Annotated in this window: 29 protein-coding genes; 15 read left to right on the top strand and 14 right to left on the bottom strand. The window is 72.8% G+C overall.

What is annotated here, in order from left to right:
- Window positions 1–58: 58 nt before the first annotated feature.
- From LN652_RS18750 to LN652_RS18735, 4 genes are read left to right on the top strand one after another with little or no spacing between them, the layout of a single operon-like run.
- Window positions 59–778 carry a PadR family transcriptional regulator gene (locus tag LN652_RS18750; protein ID WP_230442101.1) on the top strand — a complete coding sequence of 240 codons (720 nt, stop codon included), beginning with the start codon at window positions 59–61 and terminating at the stop codon, window positions 776–778.
- Window positions 775–1,206, top strand: a complete 432-nt coding sequence (locus LN652_RS18745; RefSeq protein WP_230442100.1) for a DUF1707 SHOCT-like domain-containing protein — start codon at window positions 775–777, stop codon at window positions 1,204–1,206. The genes LN652_RS18750 and LN652_RS18745 overlap by 4 nt, the downstream gene beginning before the upstream one ends.
- Window positions 1,207–1,264: 58 nt before the next feature.
- Window positions 1,265–1,429, top strand: coding sequence for a hypothetical protein (locus LN652_RS18740; protein ID WP_230442099.1), 165 nt, complete (start codon window positions 1,265–1,267; stop codon window positions 1,427–1,429).
- Window positions 1,430–1,465: 36 nt separating this feature from the next.
- Window positions 1,466–3,109 (top strand): copper resistance protein CopC, encoded by a 1,644-nt coding sequence (locus LN652_RS18735; RefSeq protein ID WP_230442098.1) that lies wholly within the window; start codon window positions 1,466–1,468, stop codon window positions 3,107–3,109.
- On the opposite strand, the gene LN652_RS18730 is transcribed toward LN652_RS18735, so the two are convergent.
- The gene (locus LN652_RS18730) at window positions 3,087–3,923 is read right to left on the bottom strand and encodes a hypothetical protein (RefSeq protein ID WP_230442097.1); all 837 of its coding nucleotides are present in this window, start codon (window positions 3,921–3,923) and stop codon (window positions 3,087–3,089) included. The genes LN652_RS18735 and LN652_RS18730 overlap by 23 nt on opposite strands.
- 89 nt (window positions 3,924–4,012) lie before the next feature.
- Between LN652_RS18730 and LN652_RS18725 the strand changes: the two genes are divergently transcribed.
- Window positions 4,013–4,972, top strand: coding sequence for a calcium-binding protein (locus LN652_RS18725; RefSeq protein WP_230442096.1), 960 nt, complete (start codon window positions 4,013–4,015; stop codon window positions 4,970–4,972).
- Window positions 4,973–4,982: 10 nt separating this feature from the next.
- On the opposite strand, the gene LN652_RS18720 is transcribed toward LN652_RS18725, so the two are convergent.
- From LN652_RS18720 to trxA, 5 genes are all read right to left on the bottom strand, one after another.
- Window positions 4,983–5,735 carry a dienelactone hydrolase family protein gene (locus LN652_RS18720; protein WP_230442095.1) on the bottom strand — a complete coding sequence of 251 codons (753 nt, stop codon included), beginning with the start codon at window positions 5,733–5,735 and terminating at the stop codon, window positions 4,983–4,985.
- Window positions 5,736–5,758: 23 nt separating this feature from the next.
- Window positions 5,759–5,893: a hypothetical protein gene (locus tag LN652_RS21965; protein WP_268932198.1), complete on the bottom strand. Its 135-nt coding sequence runs from the start codon at window positions 5,891–5,893 to the stop codon at window positions 5,759–5,761.
- Window positions 5,894–6,596: 703 nt separating this feature from the next.
- A complete protein-coding gene (locus tag LN652_RS18715) occupies window positions 6,597–6,863 on the bottom strand; it encodes a metal-sensitive transcriptional regulator (RefSeq protein WP_230442094.1) in 267 nt (88 codons plus the stop codon).
- Window positions 6,863–7,273 (bottom strand): DUF302 domain-containing protein, encoded by a 411-nt coding sequence (locus tag LN652_RS18710; protein WP_230442093.1) that lies wholly within the window; start codon window positions 7,271–7,273, stop codon window positions 6,863–6,865. The genes LN652_RS18715 and LN652_RS18710 overlap by 1 nt, the downstream gene beginning before the upstream one ends.
- A complete protein-coding gene (trxA, locus tag LN652_RS18705; RefSeq protein ID WP_230444772.1) occupies window positions 7,273–7,656 on the bottom strand; it encodes a thioredoxin in 384 nt (127 codons plus the stop codon). The genes LN652_RS18710 and trxA overlap by 1 nt, the downstream gene beginning before the upstream one ends.
- Window positions 7,657–7,843: 187 nt before the next feature.
- Here trxA and LN652_RS18700 point away from each other — a divergent pair, with 187 nt between their 5' ends.
- From LN652_RS18700 to LN652_RS18670, 7 genes are all read left to right on the top strand, one after another.
- The gene (locus tag LN652_RS18700; protein WP_230442092.1) at window positions 7,844–8,176 is read left to right on the top strand and encodes a rhodanese-like domain-containing protein; all 333 of its coding nucleotides are present in this window, start codon (window positions 7,844–7,846) and stop codon (window positions 8,174–8,176) included.
- Window positions 8,173–9,618, top strand: a complete 1,446-nt coding sequence (locus LN652_RS18695) for an MBL fold metallo-hydrolase (RefSeq protein ID WP_230442091.1) — start codon at window positions 8,173–8,175, stop codon at window positions 9,616–9,618. The genes LN652_RS18700 and LN652_RS18695 overlap by 4 nt, the downstream gene beginning before the upstream one ends.
- Window positions 9,615–10,445 carry a sulfite exporter TauE/SafE family protein gene (locus tag LN652_RS18690; RefSeq protein ID WP_230442090.1) on the top strand — a complete coding sequence of 277 codons (831 nt, stop codon included), beginning with the start codon at window positions 9,615–9,617 and terminating at the stop codon, window positions 10,443–10,445. The genes LN652_RS18695 and LN652_RS18690 overlap by 4 nt, the downstream gene beginning before the upstream one ends.
- Before the next feature lie 67 nt (window positions 10,446–10,512).
- A complete protein-coding gene (locus LN652_RS18685) occupies window positions 10,513–12,714 on the top strand; it encodes an MMPL family transporter (RefSeq protein ID WP_230442089.1) in 2,202 nt (733 codons plus the stop codon).
- A 62-nt stretch (window positions 12,715–12,776) separates the two neighbouring features.
- Entirely contained in the window at window positions 12,777–12,986 is a 210-nt protein-coding gene (locus tag LN652_RS18680; protein WP_230442088.1) for a hypothetical protein, read from the top strand.
- A 69-nt stretch (window positions 12,987–13,055) separates the two neighbouring features.
- Window positions 13,056–13,259 (top strand): YgaP family membrane protein, encoded by a 204-nt coding sequence (locus LN652_RS18675; protein ID WP_230442087.1) that lies wholly within the window; start codon window positions 13,056–13,058, stop codon window positions 13,257–13,259.
- 75 nt (window positions 13,260–13,334) lie between these two features.
- Window positions 13,335–14,471, top strand: coding sequence for an ArsO family NAD(P)H-dependent flavin-containing monooxygenase (locus LN652_RS18670; RefSeq protein WP_230442086.1), 1,137 nt, complete (start codon window positions 13,335–13,337; stop codon window positions 14,469–14,471).
- Between the two features lie 268 nt (window positions 14,472–14,739).
- On the opposite strand, the gene LN652_RS18665 is transcribed toward LN652_RS18670, so the two are convergent.
- A complete protein-coding gene (locus tag LN652_RS18665; protein WP_230442085.1) occupies window positions 14,740–15,912 on the bottom strand; it encodes an acyl-CoA dehydrogenase family protein in 1,173 nt (390 codons plus the stop codon).
- A gap of 55 nt (window positions 15,913–15,967) precedes the next feature.
- Between LN652_RS18665 and LN652_RS18660 the strand changes: the two genes are divergently transcribed.
- Entirely contained in the window at window positions 15,968–16,399 is a 432-nt protein-coding gene (locus LN652_RS18660) for a CoA-binding protein (protein WP_230442084.1), read from the top strand.
- A gap of 1 nt (window position 16,400) precedes the next feature.
- On the opposite strand, the gene LN652_RS18655 is transcribed toward LN652_RS18660, so the two are convergent.
- Window positions 16,401–17,384 (bottom strand): Gfo/Idh/MocA family protein, encoded by a 984-nt coding sequence (locus LN652_RS18655; RefSeq protein ID WP_230442083.1) that lies wholly within the window; start codon window positions 17,382–17,384, stop codon window positions 16,401–16,403.
- A gap of 26 nt (window positions 17,385–17,410) precedes the next feature.
- Here LN652_RS18655 and arfB point away from each other — a divergent pair, with 26 nt between their 5' ends.
- Window positions 17,411–17,839: an alternative ribosome rescue aminoacyl-tRNA hydrolase ArfB gene (arfB, locus tag LN652_RS18650; RefSeq protein ID WP_230442082.1), complete on the top strand. Its 429-nt coding sequence runs from the start codon at window positions 17,411–17,413 to the stop codon at window positions 17,837–17,839.
- On the opposite strand, the gene purE is transcribed toward arfB, so the two are convergent.
- The 4 genes from purE to LN652_RS18630 form a co-directional block, all read right to left on the bottom strand.
- A complete protein-coding gene (purE, locus tag LN652_RS18645) occupies window positions 17,836–18,375 on the bottom strand; it encodes a 5-(carboxyamino)imidazole ribonucleotide mutase (RefSeq protein ID WP_230442081.1) in 540 nt (179 codons plus the stop codon). The two genes, arfB and purE, sit on opposite strands and share 4 nt — an antisense overlap.
- 8 nt (window positions 18,376–18,383) lie before the next feature.
- Window positions 18,384–19,487: a 5-(carboxyamino)imidazole ribonucleotide synthase gene (locus LN652_RS18640; RefSeq protein WP_230444771.1), complete on the bottom strand. Its 1,104-nt coding sequence runs from the start codon at window positions 19,485–19,487 to the stop codon at window positions 18,384–18,386.
- Window positions 19,488–19,569: 82 nt separating this feature from the next.
- Window positions 19,570–19,887, bottom strand: coding sequence for a winged helix-turn-helix domain-containing protein (locus tag LN652_RS18635; RefSeq protein ID WP_230442080.1), 318 nt, complete (start codon window positions 19,885–19,887; stop codon window positions 19,570–19,572).
- Between the two features lie 88 nt (window positions 19,888–19,975).
- Window positions 19,976–20,773 carry a MerR family transcriptional regulator gene (locus LN652_RS18630; protein ID WP_230442079.1) on the bottom strand — a complete coding sequence of 266 codons (798 nt, stop codon included), beginning with the start codon at window positions 20,771–20,773 and terminating at the stop codon, window positions 19,976–19,978.
- Between the two features lie 78 nt (window positions 20,774–20,851).
- Between LN652_RS18630 and LN652_RS18625 the strand changes: the two genes are divergently transcribed.
- Complete coding sequence (locus tag LN652_RS18625) at window positions 20,852–21,205, top strand: nuclear transport factor 2-like protein (protein WP_230442078.1); 354 nt, start codon at window positions 20,852–20,854, stop codon at window positions 21,203–21,205.
- 6 nt (window positions 21,206–21,211) lie between these two features.
- Here the strand turns inward: LN652_RS18625 and LN652_RS18620 are convergent, their stop codons facing one another.
- The gene (locus LN652_RS18620; RefSeq protein WP_230442077.1) at window positions 21,212–22,216 is read right to left on the bottom strand and encodes an adenylate/guanylate cyclase domain-containing protein; all 1,005 of its coding nucleotides are present in this window, start codon (window positions 22,214–22,216) and stop codon (window positions 21,212–21,214) included.
- Complete coding sequence (locus LN652_RS18615; protein ID WP_230442076.1) at window positions 22,206–22,709, bottom strand: PH domain-containing protein; 504 nt, start codon at window positions 22,707–22,709, stop codon at window positions 22,206–22,208. The genes LN652_RS18620 and LN652_RS18615 overlap by 11 nt, the downstream gene beginning before the upstream one ends.
- Between the last annotated feature and the right edge of the window lie 8 nt (window positions 22,710–22,717).

Below are 22,717 nucleotides of genomic sequence, written 5' to 3'. Positions count from 1 at the left end.
CGATAGGTCACCGACTGTTCCGCGATACATCACGACCTTCACGAGCGAGGAGACCGACATGGGACACCACTGGCCCGGCGCCGACTGGCCCGGCGACGACGACCGCGACTACCGCCGCGACCGGCCCGCGAGCAGCGGCGCCAACGACTGGACCACCGCCTTCGGCGGCTCGTGGGCGGGCCAGCGCGGCCGCCGCGCGGGCGGTCCCCCGCAGTGGCTCGGCGAGATGCTGGGCCTGACCGGCGCCCCGCAGCGCCCGCAGCAGCGCGGCCCCAAGGTGCGGCGCGGCGACGTGCGCACCGCGATCATCGACGTGCTCCACCGCGCCCGCAGGGCCGACGAGCCGATCAACGGCTACCAGGTGATCCAGGAGATCGCCGAGCAGAGCAGCGGCGAGTGGCGCCCCTCCCCCGGCTCGGTCTACCCGACCATCCAGCAGCTGCAGGACGAGGGGCTCGTGGAGTCCGACGACGAGCGCGGGCGCCGCACGATCCGGCTCACCGACGCCGGCGTCGACTGGGCCGAGGCCCACGCCGACGAGCTCGCGGCGGTCTGGGCGCCCTTCGCCCGCGCCGAGGTCCCGCCCGCCGACCAGCCGTCCGGGCAGGCCGACATCAAGAGCGAGATCCCGCAGGTGCTGAGCGCGGTGTGGCAGCTCGCCACGCAGGGCTCCGACCAGCAGCGCCGCGCGGCGCTCGACGTGCTCGTCGACACCCGGCGCCGGCTCTACGGCATCCTCGCCGACGGGCGGGACGGCGAGCAGGACGGCGGGCGATGAACCCGAGCGACCCCCGCCTGCGCGCCTCCGACGGCGACCGCGAGCGGGCGATGGCCGACCTCGCGACCCACTACGCCGAGGGCCGCCTCGACCACGAGGAGTACGACGAGCGGCTGGACGCGATCTGGACCGCCCGCACCCGCGCGGACCTCGCGGTGCTGTTCAACGACCTGCCGCGCCCGGTCGCACCGCAGCCGCAGCGCCCTCCGCAGTCCCGCACCCCGCAGCCCCGCACCCGGCAGGGCGGACGCCTGCCGCTGCTCCCGGTGCTCGCGGTGCTGGTCGTGCTGAGCGCCATCGTCGGGGCGCCGCTGTGGGTGCTGATCTTCCCGCTGTGGTTCCTCAGCCGTCGCGCCGGGTGCGGGCCGCAGCGGGCCGGGCACGGTGACTATCGTCGTCGGCCCCCGCACCGCTCGCACGGCTGGTAGGACGGGACCGGACTCCCGACCACCACCCGGGACGTCCCCGAGACGAGGAGCGATCCCCATGTGCCGACCGACGACCTGCAGGACCTGTGGCGCGACGACCTGGGCCGGGTGCGGCCAGCACGTCGCCCAGGTCCGGGCGATGGTGCCCGCCGACCAGTGGTGCAGCGGCCACGCCGACGAGCCGCGCACCGGCGGCTTCCTGCGCAGGCTGCTCGGCCGCTGACCCGGCGGCCCGCGGCCGTCTGGGACGATGAGCCGCATGAGGGCCTACCTGGGTGCGGCGCTGGCCGCCCTGGCCCTCCTGCTCGGCACGGCGCCGCCCGCGGCCGCGCACGCCACGCTCGTCGACTCCGATCCCGACGAGGGGGCGGTGGTCGCCACCGCCCCCGACACGGTCGTGCTGACCTTCAACGAGCCGGTCCGCCTCACCTCCCAGCCGATCCGGGTCTACGACGCCGAGGGTGAGCAGGTCGAGTCCTCCGCGAGCGCCGACGACCGGCAGGTCACCGTGGCGCTGCCGGGCGCAGCCGACCTCGCGGACGGCACGTACGTCGTCGCGTGGAACGCGCTCTCCGGCGACGGCCACCCGCTGTCCGGGGCGCTCACCTTCTCCGTCGGCGCCCCCAGCGCGTCGCTGGTCGAACCACCGGCCCCGGACAGCAGCTCGCGCGCCGTCACCGTCGTGCGCGACGCGTTGACCGCGCTCATGCTGGTCGGCCTGCTGGTGGCCGCCGGCCTCGCGCTGTTCGTGGCGCGGGTCCTGCCCGCCTCGTGGTCCGGGAGCGACGTGCGCAGGCGGCTGCGCCGGATCACGGCGTACGCCGCCGTCGCGGGCGGGTCCGGCGCGGTGCTGCTGGTCCCGGTCGCGTCGGTCTACGCCCAGGGACGCGAGCTCGACGGCCTGCTGACCTCCTTCTCCCCCGGGCTGGTCGCCAACGAGGCGGCGTGCGCGGCGCTCGTCGTCGTCGGGCTGGCCGTGGCGGTCCGCGCGTCGACCGACGCCCCGCCCGACCCGCGGGCGGTCCGGCTGCTCACCGGCGGAGCGCTGCTCGCCCTGGTCGGACCCGCGCTCGTGGGCCACACCCGGGCGTACGCCCCGTGGCCGCTGCTCGTGCTCTCCGACGTGCTCCACCTCGCCGCCGGCGCCACCTGGCTGGGCGGACTGGTCGGGCTGGTGCTGGCGATGCGGGCGCTCGCCGGTCGCGAGCGGCTGGCGGCCACCACCCTCGCCCGCTTCTCCACCCTCGCCGGCGGACTGCTCCTCGTCGTGGCGGCGACCGGGTCGTTCCTCGGCTGGCGGGTCGTGGGGTCGTGGGACGCGCTGCTGTCCACCACCTACGGCCGGCTCCTGCTGGTCAAGGTGGGGCTGGCGCTGCTGGTCGCCACCCTGGGCGGGTGGAACCGCTGGCGGACGCTGCCGGCGGTCCGCGCCGCGACCGGGTTCGCCGACCGGGAGCGGGCCGCGTCGCTGCTGACCCGCACGGTCCGGGTCGAGGCCGTCCTCCTGGTCGCGCTCCTCGGCACGACCGGCGTCCTGGTCAACCAGCCACCACGGCCGGAGCCGCTGACCGCGGCGTCCGGCACCACGGGCGCGTCCACGGCCGGCGTCGGCGACCTGCGGGTGCTCGCGGTGATGTCGCCGCAGCGCCCGGGGACCAACACCCTGCTGGTGCAGGTGCAGGACGACGCGGGCGACCCCGTCGACCTGCCGGTCGCCCCCGCGGTCCGCCTCCGCGGACCCGACGGGACGGCCGACGACGTCGCGGTGGAGCCGGTCGGGTCCGGTACGTGGCGGGCGGAGGTGGTGGTCCCGACGCCGGGCACCTGGGAGGTGGAGGTCGGCCTGGCCACCAGCGAGCGCGAGCAGGTGCGGACGACGGTCAGGCTGACGGTCGCACCCTGAGCGGCACCGGCACGGTGTGCAGGAAGCCGTCGACGCGCACCTGCACGAAGAGCCGGTAGTCACCGGGCTGCTCGATGTCGGTGTGGAAGGTCAGCGCGGTGCCGTCCGCCGTGACCTCCGGTGCGTCCAGCGGGTGCAGGTGCGCGATCGCCCCGGTCGCGGTGTCGAAGCCGGTGACGTGCCCGTACGCGTCGAGCCAGGTGCCGAGGGTGACCGCGCGACCGGCCGCGTCCCGGACCAGCAGCGTGAGCCGGCCGTCAGGACCGACCGCCGGCGCCTGCCCGACGGTGACCCGCACGACGTCGTCACCGCCGACGGTGTCGCCCGGGTCACCCGGCGGGAGCGACACCTCCTTGCCGAGGACCACGTGGTCGCCGTTGCCGCCGTCGTCGACCGCGACCAGCTCGGCGACGACGCGGTAGGCCCCCGCGTCGGGCACGTCGAGCGGGACCGACCAGGTGCCGTCGGCGGCCATCGTCGGGTGCAGGTGGCGGAAGACCTCGAGCCGGTCGTCGACGACGTAGAGGTGCAGCGGCTTGGTCTGCTCCTCGAGGAACTCGGTGACCGGCGCTCCCTCGAAGTCGATGCGGAACCTCAGCTCCCGCGCACCGGACGCGCTCTCCCGGACCTGGAGGCCGTCGAGCGAGTAGCCGACCTCGGTCGGGCTGGTGCCGTCGCCCACGGCCATCGACACCAGGCCGGCGCCGACGTGCTCGTGGCCGGGCTCGACGCGCGAGGCGTCCGCCGAGCAGCCCGTCGCGACCGCGAGGGCGAGCACCGCGGCGCACGCTCCCCGTGCGGTCGGACCTGTCACGTCGTCAGCCTAGGCGGCGCGGGAACACAACTTTCCGCGCGCCCACGACGTCCCCCCACCGACAGTCCACGACCTCCCGGGGGAACCGCATGCACCGCTCGTCCGTCCTGACCGCCTCCACGCTGCTCGGCCTCGCGATGCTGGCGCCCGCCGCGCAGGCGCTGCCGGCGTCCGCCCCGGTCCCCGTGTGCAACGGCGCTCGGGCCACGATGGTCGGCACCGGCGCCACCGTGACCGGCACCGAGGGCGACGACGTCATCGTGATCGGGCCCGCCACCACGGTCCACGCGCTCGGCGGCGACGACCAGATCTGCGTCTCCTCCGACGGGGCCGTGATCGACGGGACCACCGAGCCGGCCGCGGTCCGGCAGATCGACGCCGGCGCCGGCGAGGACGAGGTGCTGCTCACCACCGAGTCGCTTGCTGCCGGCAGCTCGATCGACCTCGGTGACGGCTCGGACACCCTGGTCGCCGCGCAGGCGGGCGGCTTCCTCGCCCTCGACCTCCAGGAGCAGAGCCTGGAGGTCGACCGCGCGCTGGTCGCCCGCGTCATCGATGGCGACGACGCCTACCTGCTCGCGCCCGACGTCGACCTCCAGGGCGACGGGAGCAGCAACACCCTGACCGCCACGTCGTGCGACGCCCGGCTGCGGGGCGGGCCGGGGAACGACGTGCTCCGGAGCCTGTCCGGGGACGCGACGTGGGACGTCTATGCCCTCGACTGCGACGAGCAGCGCCTCGACGCGGAGGCGGGCGCCGGCGACGACCTGATCCGCGGCAGCCAGGGTGACGACCGCCTGCTCGGCAACGGCGGCGCCGACCGGATCGAGGGGCGTGGCGGTCGCGACGGGATCGAGGGCAACAAGGACGACGACGTCCTGGACGGCGGAGACGGCCGCGACACGGTGCGCGGCAACGGCGGGGCGGACCGGGCCACCGGCGGCGCGGGAGCCGACTGGTTGGACGGCGGCGCCGGGCGCGACCGGGTCGACGGGGCCAGGGGCCGCGACCGGTGCGTCGCCGAGGTCGAGCGCCGCTGCGAGCGCTGAGCGTCCGGCGTCAGGCGGACGCGGGCCGCAGCATCGCGTCGAGCAGCGCGCGCAGGCTCGCGAAGTGCCGCTCGGCGGACTCCTCGTCGTACATCGAGGTGTCCGACATCGAGTAGCCGTGCGGGCCGGGGAACACCTCGTTGCGCGCGGCGAGCCCGGCCGCGTCCAGCGCGGCACCCAGCGCCTCGACCGCCTCGGGCGGCATCGACCGGTCGTCCGAGGCGTGCCCGAAGGCGTACGACGCCCGGGCCGTGGCGATCGCGAGGTGCGGGCTGTCCGGGGCGTCCGTCACCAGGCCGCCGCCGTGCCAGCCGCCGACGGCGACGACGGCGGGGTCGAGGCCCGACGCGCGGATCGCGATGCGCGCGCCCATGCAGTAGCCGGTGACGCCGACCTCGTCGGTCGCGACCTCGGGGAGCGCGCGGAGCGCGGCGAGGTAGGCCGGGAGGTCACGCTCCAGCTGGTCGGGGGTCAGCCGCTGGACGCGGCCCATCGCCTCGCCCATGAACTCCTCGCGCGCGCCCGGCTCGCGGAGGTCGCGCGTGGGCGAGGTCTCGGCGGCGCTGCCCTCGCGAAAGAAGACGTTCGGCGCGAGGACGGTGTAGCCCCAGGAGGCGATCCGGTCGGCCATCTCCTCGATCCGCGGTCGCAGCCCGATCGCGTCGATGACGAACAGGACGCCCGGCGCGGGCGCGCCGCCGGGAGCGGGAGCGACGTACGCCTCGGCGTCGCCGTCGGGCAGGGTCAGCGTGGTGGTCGGCACGCGCCGAGGCTAGCCCCCGAGCCCTATCGCGGCGACGTGTCTGCGTCGTCGCGCTCCGGCGTCAGCGGCTCGAGCCGCGCGAGGAGGTAGAGCAGGGCCGCGAGGCCGAGCTGCACGCCCAGCACCAGCGCGAGGGTGGCGTCGAGCTCGTCGAACAAGGTGCCCGCCTTTCCAGGTCGGGCCAGTGTGCCCGGCACCCGCCGCGGGCGGGCACACCCGAAGTGGCGTGCCATCACGATGCGCTGGACCTGGTTGATGCCGTCACACCACCCTGTGTCGACGTGTGCCACGTCACACCGATCCATGCCGTGCGCGACTTGTTGAAGATCCGCCAACACGGACCGGTCTCCGGCATGGATACGACCTACGGCTACGCGCCGACCGAGAAGATGCTCGACACGAACGCTTCAGCAGGGCGTCGACCGCCCCCTCGGGGCACGTCCCCACTCCGTCGACGCTGGACATGCGGACGAAGCCCGCCTTGCCGGCGTCGGTGACGATGAAGCTGGCGAGCAGGTCGCCGGCACCGAACACGGCTCGAGCCTGCACGGCCTGGTAGCTCTCGAACGATGCCCGGTCGTTGCGCCACGCCTCGTAGAGGCGTCCCGCGGCAAGCCGTCGATCTTCGTGCCGCACCAGCCGCACGCGGGCGACGTCGACGTGCTCGAGCGCGAGTAGGTCGTTGAACGTCAGCGTCTCGTCACCTTCATGTCGAACGGCGCTACCTGGTCAGGGCCGGGATGAGGGGGCGTGGGTTCAGCTTTCGACGGCTGCGTTGTAGGCCTCAAGGAGGCCGGCGGGGAGCCGCCCGGCGCCACCGCAGTCTGGAAGGCCGGGGCGCGCGCCTCGTCGGGACGGTGCTCAGGCGAGGGAGAGGAAGAGCTTCTCCATCTTCTTCACGTCGAGGCTGTCGGCGTTGCCGTCGTTCTCGACGAGGCACTGCTGCAGGCCGGAGGCGACGATGGCGAACCCGGCGCGGTCGAGCGCCTTGGACACGGCGGCGAGCTGGGTGACGACGTCCTCGCAGTCGCGTCCTTCCTCGAGGAGCCGCAGCACGCCGGAAAGCTGGCCTTGGGCGCGCTTGATGCGGTTGATGACCGGCTTCATCGAGGTCGGGTCGAGCTCCATCAGTTCTCCTGGCTGTTCTGGGTGAGTGCGGCGAGGGCCGCGGTCAGGCGCTGCTTGGCGTCGGCGGCGACCGCGTCGAGGGCGTCGCTGTCGGCGAGGCCCATCATCGCGTCGGGGTCGAACGCTTCGACGAGGGTGGTCTGGTCGCCGAGGGCCCGGACGACGACGTTGCACGGCAGGACCGCGGCGATGGACGGGTCCAAGGTGAGCGCCTCGTAGGCGAGTGCGGGTCGGCAGGCGCCGAGGATGACCTGGGGCGCGACGTCGACGTCGAGCTTGGTCTTCAGCGTGGCCCTGAGGTCGATCTCGGTGAGGATGCCGAACCCCTGCTCGGCGAGTGCCTGGCGGGTGGCGTTGACGGCTTCGTCGTAGGGCTGGTTCAGCGTGGCGCTGAGGGTGAAGGTGGTCATCAGGCGCTCTTCCTCTGCTCGACGGTCTGCGTGGAGCTCTGCTCGGCGAGGGCGGCCTCGACGTCGAGATCGCGCACGGCCGTCAGGATCTGCTCGAGCGCGGCTGCCGGCAGGGCGCCGGGCTGAGAGAACACCAGGGTCCCGCCCTTGAACGCCATGAGCGTCGGGATGGAGGTGATGTTCGCGGCCGCGGCGAGAGCCTGCTCAGCCTCGGTGTCGACCTTGCCGAACACGACGTCGGCGTGCGCGTTCGAGGCAGCCTCGTAGATGGGCGCGAACATGCGGCACGGGCCGCACCACGACGCCCAGAAGTCGACGAAGACGACGTCGTTCTCGGTGATGGTGCGCTCGAAGTTCTCGGCACCCAGGTTGATGGTGGCCATCAGGCTCACTCCTCTGCTGTGTCTCGGATGGTGGCTGCCCACCGCAACGAGGATACCCCCTCCCGTATTCCGCGGCGCCTGGAGCACGGCTCGCGCGACGACTTGCGGGAATACCCCCGGGGGTGTGTACGGTTGCATACCTCGATACCCCACTGGGTATCCGGCAAGGCACAGGAGGAAAGCACTGATGAGCACCCGCACCCCTGAGATCGACATCGAGCAGCTCGCCGCTGCACTGAACGACGACGAGTCAGGCGAGGCAGCGCTCATCGACGTGCGCGAAGCGGGCGAGTACGCCGCCGGCCACGTCCCCGGTGCTGCGCTGATGCCGATGAGTCGCCTGTCCTCTCGCGTGGGCGAGCTGGACAAGACGCGGCCTGTCTACGTGGTGTGCGCCTCCGACAACCGCAGCGCCGCCATGACTGACCTGCTCGTCGCGAACGGGTATCGGGCCTACTCGGTGGCCGGCGGAACCCAGGCCTGGGCCGCCTCCGGCCGTGCCCTCGACGTCGGCCTGTGATTCCCGACCTGTACGACCCGCTCGCCACCGCGTCGACCGACCGACAGGAGACCCACGAGATGACCGAGACCACCGACCTGACCATCATCCCCATCGAGACCCCGAGCCTGGGCGACCGCAGCTACCTCGTCCACGACGGTGAGGTCGCCTTCGTGGTCGACCCGCAGCGCGACATCGACCGCGTGCTCGGCCTTCTCGAGAAGCACTCGGTCGAGTTGACCCACGTCTTCGAGACCCACATCCACAACGACTACGTCACCGGCGGCCTCGCCCTCGCGCAGGCAACCGGTGCCCAGTACCTCGTCAACGGCGAGGACGACGTGTCCTTCGTCCGCACCCCCGTGGCGGACGGGCAAGTCGTCGAGGTGGGTGAACGGATGCGCGTAACCGCGCTGGCAACCCCCGGCCACACGTTCACCCACCTCTCCTACGCGCTGTTCGACGCCGCACGTGCTGAGCAAGTCGCGGTATTCACTGGCGGCTCGCTCCTCTACGGCGCCACTGGGCGCCCTGACCTCCTTGGCGCCGAGCACACGCACGACCTGGTCCACCACCAGCACGCCTCTGCGCACAAGCTCGCCGAGCTGCTGCCCGACGAGGCCGAGGTGTACCCGACCCACGGGTTCGGGTCGTTCTGCTCCGCCACGCAGTCGGATGCGACCTCGTCGACGATCGGGCAGGAGAAGAAGTCGAACCCGGTCCTCACCCAAGACGAGCAGACCTACGTCGACGAGCTCCTTGCCGGTCTCGGCGCCTACCCGTCCTACTACGCCCACATGGCGCCCGCCAACGCCGACGGGCCGTCCGAACCCGACCTCTCCGCCCCGGTCCGCGCGGAGGCCGCTGAACTGCGTCGGCGCATCGAGGCCGGTGAGTGGGTCGTGGACCTGCGCAACCGCACCGCGTTCGCTGCCGGGCACGCCCCGGGCACGCTGAACTTCGGTCTCGACGGCGGTTTCGCCACGTACCTCGGCTGGCTCATCACGTGGGGCACCCCCGTCACCCTCCTCGGCGAGACACCCGAGGACGTCGCAGAAGCGCAGCGCGAGCTGGTCCGCATCGGCATCGACCGCCCCGCCACACACGCCACCGGCGGTCCGCAGGACTGGTCCGACCGAGAGCTCAGCTCGTTCCCCACCGCCACGTTCGCCGACCTCGCCCAGGTCCGTCACCACCGCGACATCGTCATCCTCGACGTCCGCCGAGCCGACGAGCACGACAAGGCCCGCATCGCCGGCGCCGTCAACATCCCCATCCACGAACTCCCGCAGCGCCTGGCCGACGTCCCGGCCGGCGAGGTGTGGGTCCACTGCGCCGGCGGCTACCGCGCCTCCGTGGCCGCATCGTTCCTCTCCGCCGCCGGGACGAAGCTCGTCGCGGTCGACGACAGCTTCGACAACGCCGAGAAGGTCGGACTGCACCTCGTGGGGCCCGAGGCGTGACCTTCGCACTCCTTGCCGCCGTCGTCGCCGGCGCGTTCATCGGGCTCAGCCTCGGTGCGCTCGGCGGCGGCGGGTCCATCCTGGCCGTCCCCGTGCTCCTCGCGCTCGAGCAGACGCCCGCTCAGGCGACCACCGGGTCGCTCGTCATCGTCGGCACCACCTCCCTGGCCGGCGCCGTCACCGCCCGGCGGGCTGGAAATGTCCTGCTCGCGCGCGGCATCGCATTCGGGGCCGTCGCCATCGCCGGTGCCGTCGCAGGCGCTCGCGCGTCAGCTGCCGTGCCCGAGCCCGTCCTGCTGGCCGCGTTCGCCGGGCTCATGCTCGTCGTGGCCGGGCTGATGGTCAGCCGCCAGGTCCGCAGCCGACGCGGAAACAGCGCGGGAACCCACGCCGCCAAGCCGCAGCTCGACGACCCGATCATCACGTTCAGCCCCACCTTCATGTGCCAGTGCCCGCGCGCGCTGAAGGTCCTCGTCACCGCGACCGCGGTCGGGCTGCTCACAGGGTTCCTCGGCGTCGGCGGCGGGCTCCTCGTCGTCCCCGCCCTCACCCTCGCGCTCGCGCTGCCCATGGGCTACGCCGCCGGCACGTCGCTGGTCGTCATCACCATCACCAGCGCGTCGGCGCTCGCCACCCGCGCCGGCACCGGCATCGCCCCCGACTGGTGGCTCGTCGCCGCCCTCACCGTCACCGCCGTCGCCGGCTCCATCGCCGGCGCCCGCCTCGCCGCCCACACCGACACACGACGGCTATCCGCCGTCTTCACCGCCCTGGTGCTCCTCGTCGCCGCCTACACCGCCGCAACCGCCCTACCCGCCCTCATCTGACCCGCTCACCCCACTTCGTCCACGTACGCCAGACCGTCTCACCCCGACACAGGAACGAGTTCCGCTCATGACGTCGACGGCCACCCGCCGCCACGCCCAGACCCCGCCCCACGGCCCCTCCGACGCGGACCCCTACGGCATCGGCTACCGCCCCGGCCCCCTCGGTCGCCTCGGCCTCTGGGTCACCCACCACCGCAAGGCCACCGCCCTCGTGTGGCTGCTCCTCGTCATCGGCCTCGGCGCGTTCGCGCCCAAGGTCGAAGCCAACCTGTCCGGCGCCGGCTGGCAGGCCGACGGTTCCGAGTCCGTCGCCGTGCGCGAGCTCGCCACCGAGAGCTTCGGCGGCAACGCCAGCTCCGCCATCCAGGTCGTCATCCACTCGACCGACGGACCCGTCATCCAGGGCGCGGGCGCGAACGTCATCGACGAGGCCACTCGCATCCTCGAGGCCGAGCCCCGCATCGCCGACGTCATCGCCCCCCAGCCCGGCGCCACGCTCAGCCAGGACGGCAAGACCGCAGTCATCCTCGCTGGCGCCGGTGCCGACACCAACGAGATGGTCCGCGTCGCCGACGACCTCAAGGGTCAGCTCGAGGGCCTCTCCGGTGACGGCATCGAGGTCAACCCGACCGGCGCCTCGCTACTGTGGTCGGACTTCAACGAAGCCAACCTCGACGCCATGCTCACGTCCGAGATGATGTCGTGGCCCGTCACCCTGGCCATCCTCGTCCTCGCCTTCGGCGCCCTCGTCGCCGCCGGGCTGCCGCTCATCCTCACCCTCGCCGGGCTCGTCGCCTCCGCCGGCTCACTGGTGCTCATCAACGAGCTCATCCCCGTGTCCATCTGGGCGATGAACTTCGCGATGATGTTCGCCCTCGCGCTCGGCATCGACTACGCGCTCTTCCTCGTCGTCCGGTTCCGAGCCGCCCGCATGGGCCACCACGAGACCCCACGCCAGGCCATCGCCGAGACCATGGACACCGCCGGCAAGGCCGTCCTCCTCTCCGGCGCCACCGTCCTCGTCTCGCTGACCGCCGTCATGCTCGTGCCCTCACCCGCGTTCCGGTCCATGGCCGGCGGCATCATGCTCGCCGTCGTCTTCGTTCTCCTGGCCACCCTCACCCTGCTCCCGCTCGTGCTGTTCAAGCTCGACGACCGCATCAACAAGGGTGCGCTCACGTGGGTCCACACCGGCGAGCACCGGTCCGCGAAGTTCGCCGCCTGGGGCGAGCGCCTCTGGAAGCGCCCCGTCGCGTTCGGGCTCGCGTCCCTCGTCGTCCTGCTCGCCCTCGCCGCGCCCGTCCTCGGCCTGAAGACCGCGATGCCGTCCATCCAGGTCCTTCCCGACGACGCCAGCGCCCGCATCGGCTACAACCAGGTCAAGGACGCCTTCGGCGACGGAGCCCCCGGCACCCTCCAGGTCATCGCCGACGCCGCCGACGCCGACGCCACCGCCAAGGCCCTCAGCAGCGACCCGGGCATCGCCGGCGCCATGCCCGCGCAGCCCTCAGCCAGCGACACCGGTGCGGGCTCTGACCTGGTGCTCATCCAGGCCATCCCCACCGTCGACCCGTCCGACCCCGAGCTGTCCGACACCGTCGACCGGCTCCGCGGCGACCTCCCGTCCTCCGCCCTCGTCGGTGGCGCGGCCGTGGAGAACCTCGACCTCAAGGCACAGCTCGACGAGTCCACCCCGTTCGTCATCGGCGTCGTCCTCGCCCTCGGGTTCCTACTCCTGCTCATCGCCCTGCAGGCGCCGCTCATCTCGCTGCTCGGCACGCTCGCCAGCCTGCTCTCGACCGCCGCTGCGTTCGGTGTCGCACGACTGGTGTTCCAGGACGGCGTCGGCGCCGACCTCATGGGCTTCGAGCACCAGGGCTTCCTCGACGCGTGGGCGCCTGTGTTCTTCTTCGCGATGATCTTCGCCATCGCCATGGACTACACCGTCTTCCTCCTCGCCTCCGCCAAGGAGCACTACGAGAAGTCCGGTGACCCCCGAGAGGCCATGGTCGGCTCTCTCGCCCACTCCGGACGCGTGATCTTCGCCGCCGGCGCCGTCATGGTCGCGGTGTTCTTCACCTTCGCTCTCTCCGGACCGCTGCCCCCGAAGGAGATGGGCATCGTCCTCGGCGTCGCCGTCCTCCTCGACGCGTTCCTCGTCCGCCTCGTCCTACTGCCCGTGATGCTCCGCCTCACCGGCGACGCCGCCTGGTGGACCCCACGCTGGCTCGCCCGCGTCCTGCCCAACATCACCTTCTCCCACGGCTGAGCCGCACCCGCTCACTGCCTGATCAACCAGCCCAGCTCACCCCACAGAACGGAGTCACCCTCATGTGTCGACCCACCACCTGCAAGACCTGCAGCAAGACCACCTGGGCCGGTTGCGGCCAGCACGTCGCCGACGTCAAGGCGCGCGTGCCCAGCGGTCAGTGGTGCAACGGACAGCACACCCCAGCCGAGGTCGCCGCCGCGAAGGCTGCCCGATCCGACACGACCGGCAACCCCAGCGGCGGCTTCCTCTCGCGGCTCTTCGGCCGCTGACCCCCTGAACCGGGTGGGGGACGTTCCCCCGGCGTTCCCCACCCCTACCCCTCGAACGGAACGAAACCCGTGAACCTCGACCGTGCCGTACTGGCCTTGGCCGGCACCATCACCCTTACCAGCGCCCTGTTCGCCGCCCTCATCTCCCCGTGGCGGCTCCTCCTCACCGGCTTCGTCGGCCTCAACCTGCCGCAGTCCGCCAGCACCGGCGTCTGCCCAGCCGCGGCGGTGTTTCGCCACATGGGGGTCGACGCAGGTTGCGCGTTTCGCTGAGACCCGCCTGACCGGGCGCGGCCAACTGCATCTCAACAGTGTGATGTCGTAGCCGTGACCAGGAAGGAGTAGACGGTGAGCGACGAGCAGGCGGCACCAGTCCCCTCCAGGTACTCCGAAGCAAGGCAGGAGTTCGAGGTCGACGTCGTGGTCATCGGCGGGGGCCAAGCAGGTCTCGCGACCGCGTTCTACCTACGACGAGCCGGGCTCGTACCGGGTCGCGAGCTCGTCATCGTGGACGCGGCAGACCGCCCGGGCGGGTCATGGCCACGCATGTGGCACGGGTTGCGGCTGTTCTCCCCGGCCGGCTTCTCCTCGCTACCAGGGTGGATGATGCCGCCGTGGGACGACGCCACCCGCGGCTTTCCGCCGCGGGACCACGTGGTGGAGTACCTGACCCGCTACGAGGAGAAGTACGACCTGCACGTGCTGCGTCCGCACCGGGTTGAGTCGGTACGTCGCGCCGACGAGGACCCCGGCGGCCGACTGCTCGTCACAGCTGACGGGCTCGCCCTGTCGGCTCGTGCGGTGGTCTCGGCGACGGGGACGTGGGACAGGCCCTTCTGGCCGGCGTATCCGGGAATGCGGACGTTCGCGGGGCGGCAGCTGCACGCGAGCGACTACCGACAGCCAGAGGAGTTCGCCGGCCAGCGAGTCGTCGTCGTCGGTGGCGGGAACTCGGCTGCACAGATCCTCGCTGAGGTCTCCACGGTCGCGCAGGCGACGTGGGTGACGACCCGTCCGCCTCGGTTCCTGCCCGATGACGTCGACGGCCGGGTCTTGTTCACGACCGCCCGGGCCCGCATCGAGGCGCTCGAGCAAGGCCGGGAGCACGCCGGCGTGGCTGGCCTGGGTGACATCGTGATGGTCGCCAGCGTGAAGCACGCCCGTGACCGGGGCGTTCTCCGCGCCAACCCCATGTTCACCAGGCTGACCGCAGGCGGCATCGCCTGGGCCGACGGGACGACCCTGGCGTGCGATGCCGTCATCTGGTGCACCGGCTTCCGGCCCGCATTGGGTCACCTGCGTGCGTTGGGACTGCGTACGCGTGACGGTCACATCCCCGTCGGTGGCCCGTCCGGCACCCGGTCCGTCGGGGAGCCGCGGTTGCACCTCGTCGGCTACGGGGACTGGACCGGCCCGGCGTCGGCCACGCTGTCCGGGGTGGGCCCGTCCGCCCGGGCCACCGCGGCCGAGCTCACCAGCCGGTAGCAGGGCAGTCGCTGCGCCGCCGACTTGCAGCTGCGGGCCAGTCCGGCTTCAAGAACCAGACCGGTAGAGACTCCCCGACCTGCATGGCGCCGTGGTCTCCGCGCGGGCACGCGCCCAGCAGGCCGCTGGTGTCACACAGGCGACACACAAACCGGTGCTGCGTGGTTCCTGACAGTGCCGATTCAGGCCGCAGCAGGCCCACTGCACGACGCCACAACGAGGGCACAATGGCCCCATCTTCGGAGTGCGACGGCGGAGAAACCGCAGGTCAGAGCTCTGACTGCACCCCTGCGAGGAGCTGCCGTGCCATCACGATCCGCTGGACCTGGTTGGTGCCCTCGTAGATCTGGGTGATCTTGGCGTCGCGCATCATCCGCTCGACCGGGTAGTCGCGGGTGAAGCCGTAGCCGCCGAGCACCTGGACCGCGTTGACGGTGACCTCCATGGCGACGTCGGAGGCGAAGCACTTGGCCGCGGCGCCGAAGAAGGTGAGGTCGTCGTCGCCGCGCTCGGAGCGGCCGGCGGCGGCGTAGGTCATCTGGCGGGCCGCCTCGACCTTCATGCCCATGTCGGCGAGCATGAACTGCATGCCCTGGAAGTCGCTGACCGACTTCCCGAACTGCTGGCGCTCCTTCGCGTAGTCGAGCGCGTAGTCGAGCGCACCCTGGGCGACGCCGACGGCCTGAGCGGCGATGGTGACCCGGGTGTGGTCGAGGGTCTTCATCGCCGTCGCGAAGCCCGAGCCCTCCTCGCCGATCATGCGGCTGGCGGGGATGCGGACGTTGTCGAGGTAGACCTCGCGGGTCGGGCTGCCCTTGATGCCGAGCTTCTTCTCGGGGGCACCGAAGGAGACGCCCTCGTCGGACTTCTCGACGACGAACGCCGAGATGCCGCCGCGGGTCTTCTTCTCGGGGTCGGTGACGGCCATGACGGTGTAGTACTCCGACTCGCCGGCGTTGGTGATCCAGCGCTTCACGCCGTCGAGCACCCACTCGTCGCCGTCGCGGACCGCGCGGGTCTTCATGCCGCCGGCGTCGGACCCGGCGTCGGGCTCGGAGAGGCAGTAGGAGAAGCCGCCCTCGCCCTTGGCGAGCTTCGTGAGGTAGGTCTGCTTGAGCTCCTCCGAGCCGGCGATCTGCACCGGCAGCGAGCCCAGCTTGTTGACCGCGGGGATCAGCGAGGACGACACGCACGCGCGGGCGACCTCCTCGATCACCAGCACGGTGGCAAGCGCGTCGGCGCCGGCGCCGCCGTACTGCTCGGGCACGTGGGGGGCGTGGAAGTCCGAGGCGAGCAGCGCCTCGGCGGCCTCGTGGGGGTAGCGCGCCTCCTCGTCGACGGCGGCCGCGAACGGCGCGATCTTGGCGTCGCAGAGCGCACGGACGGCCTCGCGGACCGCCTGGTGCTCCTCGGAGAGGGCGTAGAGGGGGAACTCGCTCATGACGACAGATTCTAGGACGTCCATGCATCTACGAGGAGGCGTCTACGGTGTGGTCATGGCCACGTCATGGCAGGACCCAGCGACCGTCGACCGGATGCTCGACGAGCAGCAGACCTGGGCGGTCGTCGGCCTGTCCGGCGACCCGACGCGCACCGCGTACAGCATCGCCTCGCTGCTCCAGCAGCGCGGCAAGCGCATCGTGCCGGTGCACCCGTCGTTCGCCGACCCGGCGACGCCGCCCGTCCTCGGCGAGCAGGGCTACGCGACGCTGGCCGACATCCCGTTCGCGGTCGACGTGGTCGACGTGTTCCGCCGCTCCGAGGCCGCCGGGCAGTTCGCCGACGAGGCGGTCGGGATCGGCGCGGGCGGGGTGTGGTTCCAGCTCGGCGTGGTCGACGAGGACGCGTTCGCCCGCACCCTCGCCGCGGGCGTCCCGATGGTGATGGACACCTGCCCCGCGATCGAGTGGCGCCGCCGGGGCGCCTGACTCACAGCTCGACCGCTGCCTCGGCCATCGGGATGCCGAGCTGGGCGAGGCACTCCTCCAGCACCCACATCACGTCGAGGGTGTCGTCGAGCGGCATCACCGGGCTCTCGGTGAGCCCGGCCGCGAGGCACCGGTGCACCTCGTCGGCCTGGTGGGTGTAGCCACGCCCGGTGGCGGGGTGCTCGAGCGTGCGCGGCTCGTCGTCGCCGCGGCGCACGACGAGGCGCTCGGGGTGGTGGAACGGCGGGCACAGCTCGATCGAGCCCTCGGTGCCGACGACGACCGCCGACCCGGGTGTGGCCGACGCCAGCGAGCAGGACAGGGCGGCCGCCCGCCCGTCGTCGTGGGCGAGGTGGATCGCGGCGGTCGCGTCGGCCCCGTTGGGGAAGCGGGTGCCGGTGGCCACGACCCGGTCGGGGCGCCCGAGGACGTGCTGGGCGAGCGAGATCGGGTAGACGCCGAGGTCGAGGACCGAGCCGCCGCCGAGCGCGAGGTCGAAGAGCCGGCTGGAAGGGTCGTACGCGCGGTGGGCCCCGAAGTCGGCCTGCACGAGGACCGGGTCACCGATCTCGCCCGCCGCGACGAGCTCGCGGGCCGCGACCACGGCCGGCTGGAAGCGGGTCCACATCGCCTCCATGCAGAAGACCCCGGCGTCGCGGGCCGCCGCGACCACCTCGCGCGCACCGGCGAGGGTCGCGGTGAAGGCCTTCTCGACCAGCAGCGGCGTCCCGCGCTCGATCGCGGCGAGGGCGATCGCGTGGTGCTGCGGGTGCGGGGTGGCGACGTAGAGCACGTCGAGCTCGGCGTCGAGCAGGTCGCCGTAGGTGCCGGACCCGGCGGCACCGACCCGGCTGGCGAACTCCGCGGCGCGATCGGCGTCGCGACTGCCGACGAAGGCGATCTCGGCGTCCGGCACCAGGGCGAGGTCCTCGGCGAAGGCGGCGGCCATCCGGCCGGTGGCGGCGATTCCCCAACGTACGGTCATGGGGCCACCCTAGGGACAATGGGGGCGTGCGCGACCTCCACGTCCAGGCCGGCCCCGGGCTCCCCGAGGGCCTGGTCGTGCCTGCCGCCGAGCTGGTCGAGCGGTTCTCCCGCTCCCCCGGGCCCGGCGGCCAGTCGGTCAACACCACCGACTCCCGGGTCGAGCTGGACTACGACGTCGCGTCCTCGACGGCGCTCACCGACACCCAGCGGCGGCGCGCCCTGCGCCGGTGGCCGGCCGGCGTGGTGTCGATCGCCGCGTCCGAGCACCGCTCCCAGCACCGCAACCGCGTCGCGGCGCGCGAGCGGCTCGCGGACCTGCTGCGCGAGGCCCTCGCCCCGCCCCCGCCGCCGCGCCGGCCGACCCGGCCGAGCCGCGGCGCGAAGGAGCGGCGGCTGAAGGCGAAGAAGGAGCGCGGCGCGACCAAGGCGCTGCGCGGGCGGGTCCGGGACTAGAAGCCCACCCGGCGGGTCTCCCCCGCCGCGGCCCGGCGGACGACCTCGCCCTTGGCGTGGGCGGTCTCGGCCAGCGCGGCCTGGTAGTCGACGAGCCGCTGCTGCAGGTCCGGGTCGCTGGTGCCGAGGATGCGCGCCGCCAGGATGCCGGCGTTCTTGGCGTTGCCGATCGCCACGGTCGCGACCGGGATCCCGCCGGGCATCTGCACGATCGAGAGCAGCGAGTCCATGCCGTCGAGGTACTTGAGCGGCACCGGCACCCCGATCACCGGGAGCGGCGTGAGCGACGCCAGCATCCCCGGCAGGTGTGCGGCGCCGCCGGCACCCGCGATCACGACCGACAGCCCGCGGGTGTGGGCCTGCTGGCCCCACGCCACCATCTCGGTCGGCATCCGGTGGGCGGAGACGACGTCGGCCTCCCAGGTGACGCCGAGCTCGGTGAGCACCTCGCCGGCGGCCTGCATGACCGGCCAGTCGGAGTCCGACCCCATCACGATGCCGACCCGCGCGCCCGCGTGCTGCTGCTGCTCGTCCATGGCCGTCCTCACTCGCTCTCGTTGCCCAGGTCGCCGCGGAACCACGCGGCGGCGTGCCGGGCGCGCTCGAGGCAGTCCTCGAGGTCGTCGCCGTAGGCGTTGACGTGACCGACCTTGCGGCCCGGCCGCAGGTCCTTGCCGTAGAGGTGCACCCGCAGCCGCGGGTCGCGCGCCATCGCGTGCGGCAGCCCGTCGTAGAGGTGCCCCGCGTCGGTGGGTCCGCCGAGGATGTTGACCATCACGGTCCAGGCGGCGCGCGGCGCCGGCGAGCCGAGCGGCAGGTCCATCACCGCCCGGAGGTGGTTCTCGAACTGTGACGTGACCGCGCCGTCCTGGGTCCAGTGGCCCGTGTTGTGCGGACGCATGGCGAGCTCGTTGACGAGGATCCGGCCGTCGGTGGTCTCGAAGAGCTCGACGGCGAGGATGCCCGTCACGTCGAGCTCGCCGGCGATCCGCAGCGCGATCTCCTGCGCCTGCCCGGCGAGGCCGGGGTCGAGGTCGGGCGCGGGGGCGACGACCTCGTGGCAGATCCCGTCGAGCTGGGTGGAGGCCACGACCGGGTACGCCGCGGCCTGGCCGCTGGGCGACCGGGCGACCAGCGCGGACAGCTCGCGCCGGAAGTCGACGAGCTCCTCGGCCAGCACCTCGACCCCGGCAGCGGCGGCCGCGTCGAAGGCGACCTGCGCCTCGCCGAGCGCCCGGACGACCCACACGCCCTTGCCGTCGTAGCCGCCGCGGGTCGTCTTGAGCACGCACGGCAGGCCGAACGCCTCGACCTCGGCGGTGGTGGTGACGACGGCGTTGCGCGGGCACGGCACGTCGAGCTCGGCGAGGCGGCGGCGCATGACGGCCTTGTCCTGGGCGTGGACGAGCGCGTCCGGCCCGGGGCGCACGGCGACCCCGTCGGCCTCGAGGGCGTGGAGGTGGTCGGTGGGGACGTGCTCGTGGTCGAAGGTCACCACGGCGGCCCCCGCGGTGACGGCGCGCAGGGCCGCGAGGTCGCGGTGGTCGCCGACGAGGTGGTCGGGGATCACCTGGGCCGCGGAGACGCCCTCGGCCTCGGCGAGCAGGCGCAGCGGCAGGCCCAGGCCGATGGCCGGCTGGGCCATCATCCGGGCGAGCTGCCCACCTCCGATGACGGCGAGCGTGGGGGCACGGTGCGAGCCGGTCGAGGACACGCGAGGGAGTCTAGGGTCAGGCTCCGCGACCGGCCGCGTGGGTCTCGAAGCGCAGCCCGCGACCACGGTGGGTGGTGATGAGCGTCGGGTTGCGCGGGTCGTCGCCGAGCTTGCGGCGCAACCAGCCCAGGTGCACGTCGATGGTCTTGGAGCTGGTGTAGAACGACGTCTGCCAGACCTCCGACATCAGCTCGCCGCGGGTGACGATGTCACCCGGACGTGCCATCAGCGCGCGCAGGAGCTGGAGCTCCTTGCGCGCGAGCCTGATCTCGTCGTCACCACGCCACACCTGACCGGTCTCGGGGTCGAGACGGACGTCCTGCACTGCCAGCACGGGCCCGACGGTAGGGACGAGCGGGCGGCGCGGAGGCCCGTATGGGCGAATTGTGGCGAACTGGTCTGGTCCACCGCGACCGTGGTGCTCACGCGCCGACCCGGAACACCGGCCACCCGATCTCGGTGCGCCAGCGCCGTTCGTCCGGGTCGTCGCGCGGCCCCACGAGGTAGCGCTCGTGGACCGGTCCGTCGACCGCCAGGGCGTTGTCGACGACCCACCTCCCGAGCTCGCCGTAGGTGACGTCGATGTCGTCGTGGGCGCCGACGTGGACCGTGACCGCGAGCTCGACGGCCGGGAGCGTGGCCCTGCGGACGCGTCCGCGCGGCGTCAGGGACGCGGGCGCCGGGACGTGCACCAGGGCACTGCCCCGGCCGGACTCGAACAGCTCGTTGCCGTAGACGCCGCCGACCGGTCCGGCCGGCTCCGGGACCACCGCGTCGAGCTCGGACACGGCCCCGGCGAACCACGACAGCACGTCGTCGAGCCCCACCTCGTCCTGCACGGCCGCGACGTCGCGCGCCGCCAGCGACCGCAGCTCCACGGCGAGCGCGGGTGGTTCGGGGGCCAGCAGCCGCCGCAGCGAGGCGACCGCCGAGCGGGTCCGCTCGAGCTGCGCCTCGAGCTGCTCGAGGTGCCCGCTGACGAGCTCGGCACGGTCGCGGTGGTCGCGTGCGTCGATGATCCGACGGACCTCCGCCAGCGGCACGTCGAGCTCGCGCAGGCGGTGGATGACCTGCGCCGTCGGGATCTGGGACGCCCCGTAGGAGCGGTAGCCGGTGGCGGGGTCGACGTGCTCGGGCACGAGCAGGCCCGCGTCGTGGTGACGGCGCAGCGTCCGCACGCTCAGGTGCGTCAGGCGGGAGAACTCGCCGATGGAGAGCATGCCCGCAGCATGCACCCTCCCCCCGGGGGAAGGTCGAGTGCTTGACCCTCTCCCCGCGGGATGCCCCACTGTCGGTCCATGGACACCTACACCACCGTCGCACCCGACCAGCTCCCCGCCGTCGTCCTCGACTTCCTGACCGCGCACGCCGCGCGGGAGGTGGGCGAGGCGATCGGGGCCTTCACCGCCGACGCCACGGTCACCGACGAGGGACGCACCTACCGCGGGACCTCCGAGGTGCTGGAGTTCCTCGGCTCGGCCGGATCGCAGTTCACCTACACGACGACGCTCGTCGGGGCCGGACGCGCCGACGGGGCCCGCTGGGTCGCGGTCAACCGCCTCGAGGGCGACTTCCCCGGTCGCGTGGCCGAGCTCCGCTACCGGTTCCGGCTCGTCGACGACCTGGTGGACGAGCTCGTGATCGCACCCTGAGCCGGCTCAGCGTCGCCGGACCGCCACCGGCTCGACGAGCCCGAAGCCCCGCACCGGGCGGGCCGGCAGCCGGCGGTGCTCCCACTCGTCGGCGGGCAGCAGGTCGGCGGTGTTCTGGTCGACGATCAGGCGGTTGCGCCGGGCCACCTGGGTGAGCCGGGCGGCCAGGTTGACCGGCGGGCCGAAGATGTCGCCGAGGCGCTGGACCACCGGCCCGCTCGCGAGCCCGAGGCGTACGTCGGGCATCTTCGCGTCCCGACCGATCACGTTGATGATCCCCTCGGCCACCCCCACCGCCTCCTCGGCGGTGTTGGTGACGAAGAGGACGGAGTCGCCGAGGCTCTTGATGATCCGGCCTCCGTAGCGGGCGACGACGTCCTGGCAGCGGCTCTCGAAGACCTCGACGAGGTCGCCGATCTCGTCGCGGTCGAGGGTGTTGGACAGGGCGGTGAAGGACACCAGGTCGGCGAAGCCCACCGACACGTCGATGGTGTGCAGGTCCTCGTCCTTGGCGCCCATCGCCTCGATCCGGCCGACGGCGGCGGCGAGGTGGCGGCGCCAGGCGTAGACCAGGAGGCGCTCGAAGGGCGGGTTGACCTCGTTGATGAGGCGCATCGCCGAGCCGATCCGGGACCCGGTCGCCTCGTCGCCGGACTCGAGCTCCTCGACCCGGCTCACCAGGGTCGAGACCTCCCAGTCGGCCAGGCGCGCCATCGTCTGCCCCACGCCGCGGGTCAGGTTGACGGCCATGTCGAAGTCGACGGCGCCGGCGTCGACGAAGCCCATGAGCGTCGCGACGGCCTCGACGTCGGCCGCGGTGTAGGCCTTCTCCCCCACGAACTCGGGGAACCCGAGCGCGCGCCACAGGCGTCGGGTCTGCTCGACGGTCAGGCCGGTCTCGGCGGCCACCTCGAGGGCGTTGAACTCCGGTGCGGCGCGCAGGATCGCGTCGTCGAGCCGTTCGCCGGGCGCGCGACCTGACGAGCCGCGCGCGGCGCGGTCAGGAGCCATCGTCGTGGCGGTCACCGCCGGAGAGCCGGTGCAGCTCGTCCGACACCTTGAGCTGGACCTGCTCCACGGCGGGGATGTCGGAGAGCTCGACCCGTCCCTCGGTGCTGGCGTCGGAGACCACGAGGGTGCCGCAGCCGAAGATCCGGTCGATCACGCCGATCTCGAAGTCGACGCCGCTGATCCGGTTGAGCGGGATCGTGCGGCCCTCCTTCGCGATGAACCCCGAGCGCTTGATGAAGCGGCGGTTGGTGAACGTGTAGGTCGTGGTGAACCAGCGCAGGAACGGTCCGGCGAGGAACCACACCACCGCGAGCGCGGCGACCACGCCGCAGACGACGCCGAGGGCCGTCGAGTCGGTCGTCGTGCTCAGCGCGATGACCGCGGCCGCGACGACGACCAGCACCAGGCCGGGCAGGATCAGCGCCTTGGGGTGCGTCCGGGTGGAGACGACGACGTGCTCACCCTCGTTGAGGAGCTTGCTGGGGAACGCCACGCGCCGAT

Source organism: Nocardioides okcheonensis (assembly GCF_020991065.1).
Classification (GTDB): Bacteria; Actinomycetota; Actinomycetes; order Propionibacteriales; family Nocardioidaceae; genus Nocardioides; species Nocardioides okcheonensis.
This window is presented reverse-complemented; position numbering and strand designations above follow the sequence as displayed.